Source organism: Pseudomonas sp. DTU12.1, from assembly GCF_009873475.1.
In the GTDB taxonomy this organism is placed as follows: Bacteria; Pseudomonadota; Gammaproteobacteria; order Pseudomonadales; family Pseudomonadaceae; genus Aquipseudomonas; species Aquipseudomonas proteolytica.
Genome location: NZ_CP045254.1, coordinates 2395515 through 2401937, shown reverse-complemented (window position 1 = coordinate 2401937; position 6423 = coordinate 2395515). Strand labels below are relative to the sequence as shown.

Here is a 6423-nt window from a genome sequence, read left to right as displayed (position 1 = left end):
AATAAGGAACACGTAATGCCCCTGGACCCCGATCTCGAAGGTTTTCTGGAGTTGGCTGAAATGGGTCGCCTGAGTGGCAAGAGTCAGCCCATGCATGCCTTGAGTGTGAGTCAGGCACGGCAGGAGTTCGAGTTGAGCTCGCAGATCCTCGACCCTTCGCCACCCGCAAGCCTGACGATTACAACCTTGCACATCCCGACACGCGACGGCGCAAAGATTGAAGCCCGGCTATACCGCTCGGCACATCACGTCCAACCTTCACAGCCAAGCATTCTGTATTTCCACGGCGGCGGCTACGTGGTCGGCAGCCTTGACTCCCATGACTCGATTTGCCGCCGCCTGGCATCAAGCGGACGCCAAGCGGTCCTGGCCCCGGCTTATCGACTGGCTCCGGAGCATCCCTTCCCCACGGCCGTCAACGACGCCCTGGATTGCGCCAACTGGCTGGCTCGCGAAGCGCATACCCTGAATCTGGACCCGGACAATGTCAGCGTCGCCGGTGATAGCGCCGGCGCCACCCTGGCTACGGTACTGGCCATCAGCGCCGTGCAGGCACCCGAGCACCTTGCGCTAAAACTCAAGACTCAGTTGCTGTTTTACCCGGTGGCCGACACTCAACGTACGCGCCCGTCCCACCAGCGGTATGCCGAAGGCTATCTGCTGGAAAGCGAGACCTTGCAGTGGTTCTACAGGCACTACACCCCCGACGTAGAGCAACGTGGCGACTGGCGTACATCACCGTTATTGGCAAACAACCTTGGTCCTCTAGCACCGGCCTACGTCAGCCTGGCCGAGTACGACCCGTTGTATGACGAAGGACTTGAATATGCCCAGTTGCTTCGCGATACCGGGACTGACGTTACTTTGTTGACTCAGCGTGGGTTGACCCATGACTTCCTGCGGATGTCGGGGATCAGTGCGGACATTGGCGGGATTTATGCGGCAGTCGAGGGGTGGTTGAAAGAGCGCACGGACTGAATGTGCTGTGTTGCTCCGTAAGGCATAAAAAAGGGACACCTGGCGATGTCCCTTTTTATTTCACGCTACGGTTACCAGAAGGTGCCGCGCAAGGTCAGCATGTGGTTGCGCTCATCGCCATACCAGTTGCCCGATGCCGAGGACCCCAGTTTGCTGTAGTACTTCTTATCAAACAGGTTGTTGGCGTTGTAGATAACACTCCAGTTTTCGTTAACTCGGTATTCGGCCATGGAATCCCATACGGCATAACCCGCCTGAACGTACTTGTAGTTCTGCTCCACATCGTTCACGAACGTGGTCCCACTGACGTAGGTAGCGCTTTGCAAATTCACGCCACCGCCGATTTTCACGTCGTTGAGTATTCCTGGCAACCGGTAGGTGGACCATAGTTTAAACTGATGTTTTGGCGTAATACTGCTGAATACCTTCGCCGCAGTGCGGTTGCGATTGTGGTTATACGTATAGCCCGCCAGAACGTTCCAGTCCGGCAAGACTTCACCGGTAAACTCCATGTCGACGCCTTTGCTGACGACCTCACCCTGAGGCAAATAGCAGCAGTTGCCGCCGAAAAGTACATTGGACTCTTCGTAGCGTGGATCCAGCACTGCCTCGTTTTTTCGCGAGGTGTAGTACAACGCAAAGGAAGTATTGACAGCTCCGCCCCACAACTCGCCCTTGACGCCAGTCTCGTAAGTCTTGCCGGTCATAGGTTCCATGGAACTTCCTGGCAATGGCCCCTGCATTGTGCTTTGTTGAGGCTTGAAAATTTCGGAGTAGCTGGCGTAGGTCGACCATTCATCCGTCAGGTCATAGACGATACCGCCGTAGGGAACCAGTTTGGTTGCTTCACGGGTCGAGACATCCGACTGCACCTTCCAGGCTCCCTCTTCGATCGCCTGGTACAACTGATCAAACTTGTACCGCTGTGCACGAGCACCAATGATCAAGTGAAGTGGGTCCGCCAGTTGCAAACGCAATGTAGAGTAAAGGCCATATTGTGTCTGGCTGTTGGGGCTGTAGTTGCGAATAAAGTTCTTGTCTGTTCCAGGTTGTGGCCAGGGCGTCGCATCCGGGTCAAATACATTAACCGGATTGCCAACCCCGTTGGATGAGGTAGTCCCCTCCCACTGACTGGTGATTTTCTGATGATCCATGCCGACCAGCAACTCGTGCTGCAAGCCTGCGTATTCGAATTTCCCAGCCAGGTTTACATCAAGAAGCTTCTGATCGCTGCGATACTGATTGTTAGTGCCGCCAGTTCTCGGACCAGTGAGTGTCACCGGATCGACAGCGCCGAAACTGAAAGCCGCTTTCGAAAACCCGGAATCCAGCGTTTGGGTATAAGAAACGTTGAGCTTCCAGTCATCGTTAAACTCATGGTCGACCTTGGCAAAAATTTCTTGGGATCGACCGTCCAGATACGACCACTTCTGGGTCAGGCTGGTACTTCTGGACAGACCAAGGTCCTTGCCGTTCACATCGCGCGGTAAACCGATCCCCGACCCCGTTTCATGAATACGCTCCGAGCGTCCACCCAAGGTCAGGCGTGTGTCCGGGAGGATATCGGCTTCCAGAATCCCGTAGAAAATCGGTTTCTCTGTACCCCGATCATCCAGCATGTACTGACGGTCCGTGTAAGCTGCGACCATCCGGCCACGCAGCTTGCCATCAAAGCCCAACGGACCGGTGACATCCATTTGGGTGCGATAATTGTCCCAGCTGCCCGCCGACATATCGACTTTCAACTGATAGGCATCCAGCGGGCGTTTGCGCACCAGGTTGATCATGCCACCCGGGTCGCCGGTACCGCCAAAGAGACCGGAAGCACCACGTAGGACCTCAACATGGTCGAACTCAACCAGATCGTAGTTTTTGTTGGAGTAGAAGCTGCCAGACGTAGTGCCCAATGCCATCGGGGCAGCACCGTCGATTTGAATGTTCTCAATCTTGAAGCCGCGCGACGAGAAGTCCGACAAACGGAAATTGTTGTTAGTGACCGTGATGCCTGGCGTCACTTTCATGGCTTCAGCCAGGTCAGTCATGCGTTTTTCTTCAAGGACCTGCGCCGTCACCACCGACACCGACTGTGGCGTCTGCCGCAGACTGGTCGGGGTTTTCGAGCCGATACTGGTCAAGCCAGTGGTGTAGGAGCCGGAGTTTTCCGTCATTTCCCCCATACCCTGGCCCTGGATGGTAGTGGCGCCCAGCTCAATAGTTGAACTCGCACCATTGTCGGGGCCAAGGATGACGGTATTGTTTTCAATCCGGAAAGTCAGCCCCGCGCCTTTGAGCAATGCTTCAAGAGCTGCCTCGGGCTCCAGGGTGCCTTTGACGGCGGTGGACTTCTTGCCAGCAACCATATCCGGCCCGAAAAGCACTTGCAGGCCAGTCTGCTTACCCAGCTCGGTCAGGGCCTTGTCCAGGGACTGGGCTGGCACATTCACCTGCATGGGCTGGGCGAAAGCCCCGCCGCAGACACTGAGGGCCAACCCCAGGACCGCCACCGACACGCAGCTGCGGCAGGACGCCAAAGGGGTATTGAAGAGTTTTTGCCTGAACCTTTTGCTCTCGCGTTTCATTGTTTGGTTAAGCCCCAGATATGTCATTAATGTCGAAGGCCTTCCACTCTTGAGGCGGAATGACCTGAATTTAGCTAAACCGTCCGGACCCCACTCCCTGTTGCAGAGGGACGGTTTTGGCTTGAATCGGTGTCGAGCCATTAATGAACGTTCGGGATAAAAATAATTTAGAAGGATTCTCAATCACTTTGTAACAGTCGCAAAACCTTTGCCTTAGGTCCACACCTCATCTTGTCAGGCACGCAGGGGCGCACTCACCTCTAAATCATTGGCGAGCTTGGCGCACGCAAAAAAAATCACCTCAGGTGAGGTGATTTTTTACGACGAAAGGAAAGCCTAGAACGTACCCCGCACAGTCAGCATGTAGTTGCGCGGTTCACCGTAGTAATTGCCGTACTCGGAAGTCTTCAGGGTCTCGAAGTACTTGCGGTCAAACAGGTTGTTGCCGTTGAGGGCAACGGTCCAGTTTTCGTCGACTTTGTATTCGACCATTGCGTCCCATACGGCGTAGCCGCCTTGAGCGAAGTCAAAAGGCGTCTCACGGGAAACATCGTAGTAGTTGCCTGTAGGATTTTTTCCATCGACCCGATAAGCAGTTCCGCTGGCATAGCTGGCGCTCTGGATGTTGACGCCACCACCTACTTTCCAGTCAGAAAGGCGATCAGGCAATGTGTAAACGGTCCACAGTTTCGCCAAATGCTTGGGTGTAACCGTAGTGAGGAAAGTGTCCTTGGTGCCATTGTCTGTGAGGTTCAAGGTGTAGCCGCCCATCACCATCCACCCAGGCAACACCTCACCACTGGCTTCTAGTTCAAGACCCTTGCTGATGATTTCGCCTTGAGCCAGATAGCAGCAACTGCCGCCATACAAGACTGATTCAGCCACGTACCGCGGATCTTGAATCGCCTCTTTCTCGCGCTTGGTATAGAACAGCGCAGCCGATACGTTCAGCGTTCCGCCGTAGAGCTCACCCTTAATGCCGGTTTCGTAAGTCTTGCCAACCATGGGTTCCAGGGCTTTTCCAGAAGTACTTGGGCCTTGCAGTTGCTGGGCCTGGGGCTTGAAGATTTCCGAATAGCTGGCGTACGCCGACCATTCATCATCGAGGGCGTAAACCAAACCACCGAAGGGAACTAACTTGGTCGGTTCACGATGATTGCTCTGGGACTCAATACCCCATGCACCTGTATCAGCCTTTACGGCCATGTAGGTCTGTTCGAACTTATAGCGCTGCACCCTGGCGCCGATGATCAATTTGAGCGGATCTGTCAGTTGTAAACGCAAGGTCGAGTACAGACCATACTGCTTACGGGTATTGGGGCTGTAATCACGCTCAAGCTTGTTGCCAATGCTGTCAGAAGGTAGAGGCGTGAGGTCTGGATTGTAGACATCAACAGGATAGAAGCCCTGCATAGCTTTCGTTGAGCGCCAACGGCTGGTCACCTTCTGTGCATCAGCACCGATCAGCAGTTCATGCTCACGATTGAACGCCGTAAATTTTCCGGAAACGTTGGCATCGAACAGCGTCTGTTCGCTCCAGTTTCTAATGTAACTCCCTCCCCAGGTAGCACCTTCAAGCGTTACCGGATCAGGTGAGCCCCACAGGAATGCACCTTTGGTCTCGGTTTTATCGAAGGTATTGGTCAAGGACACGTTCAACTTCCAGTCGTCAGCCAATTCCTGGTCGTACTTGGCGAAGATTTCCTGGGAGCTGTTATCGCTATAAGCCCAGTTCGGTGAGTACCAAGTGCGACGACTGAGCTTCAAGTCCTGCCCGGTGCTGAAGCGTGGCAAACCGTCGCCAGTGCCGTTTTCATGAATTTTCTCGTAGCGCCCTCCGACGGTAACCCGCGCCGTGTCTGTTACATCAGCCTCCAACACGCCGTAAATGAAAGGTTTCTCGGTGCTACGGTTATCCATGAAGTACTGGCGATCGGTATTGGCGACCACCACACGCCCACGCAATTTACCGTCAAAGGCCATTGGCCCCGTCACGTCGACCTCAGTACGGTAATTGTCCCAGGAACCTGCCGATGTATTGAACTTGAGCTGGAAGTAGTCCAGCGGACGTTTACGCACGGCGTTGATGATGCCACCCGGATCACCAGTACCGCCGAACAGGCCGGATGCCCCCTTCAACACTTCGATATGGTCGAACTCAGCCATGTCATAGGTTTTGTTGGCGTAGAAGGTACCGATACCAGAGCCGATATCCATCGGCGAGGCACCATCAATCTGAATGTTATCGATACGGAAACCACGAGAAATGAACTGCGGCAGGCGGTAGTTGGCGTTTTTGACGGTGATGCCCGGCGTGCGCCGCATGGCATCGGACAGATCAACAATGCGCCGGTCTTGCAGGACCTGTTGGGTGATGACAGACACCGACTGCGGTGTGTCCCTCAGACTGGTAGGCGTTTTTGAACCGGCGCTGACAAGTCCGGTGGTGTAGGAGCCGGAGTTTTCCGTCATCTCCCCCATCCCCTGCCCCTGAATGGTCGTAGCCCCCAACTCCACCGCCCCTCCCTGCGCCGGTGTTTTTTCAATCAGGATCACGTCATCACTGACCCGGGCGCTCAAGCCGCTGCGCAGTAGCAACCGATCAAGCCCCTGCTGCACCGGATAATTTCCCTTGAGCCCGTCCGACTGCTGACCAGCGACCAACTCGCTGACGACCATCAACCGCAACCCGGATTGTTCGGCAAAGCGCGTCAGTACCTGGTCCAGTTGGCCGGCTTCGATGTCGTAGGTCCGGGTGTCGGTCTTCTGTTGCTGCGCGGCCTGTGCCGGCAGGCTCATTGCCACGGCACTGGCCGTGGCAAGTGCCAGGCTCAAGGCGGTGTGCCTGATCAGATGCTGCATAACG

Annotated in this window: 3 protein-coding genes; 1 reads left to right on the top strand and 2 read right to left on the bottom strand. The window is 55.1% G+C overall.

The features are described from left to right. The first annotated feature begins 15 nt into the window (after positions 1-15). Positions 16-978, top strand: coding sequence for an alpha/beta hydrolase (locus tag GDV60_RS10630; RefSeq protein ID WP_159907082.1), 963 nt, complete (start codon positions 16-18; stop codon positions 976-978). Positions 979-1049: 71 nt separating this feature from the next. Here GDV60_RS10630 and GDV60_RS10625 read toward each other — a convergent pair whose 3' ends face one another. Continuing rightward, the gene (locus GDV60_RS10625) at positions 1050-3557 is read right to left on the bottom strand and encodes a TonB-dependent siderophore receptor (protein WP_104912059.1); all 2508 of its coding nucleotides are present in this window, start codon (positions 3555-3557) and stop codon (positions 1050-1052) included. A gap of 336 nt (positions 3558-3893) precedes the next feature. After that, positions 3894-6419, bottom strand: coding sequence for a TonB-dependent siderophore receptor (locus GDV60_RS10620; RefSeq protein WP_177410437.1), 2526 nt, complete (start codon positions 6417-6419; stop codon positions 3894-3896). Positions 6420-6423: the final 4 nt, after the last annotated feature.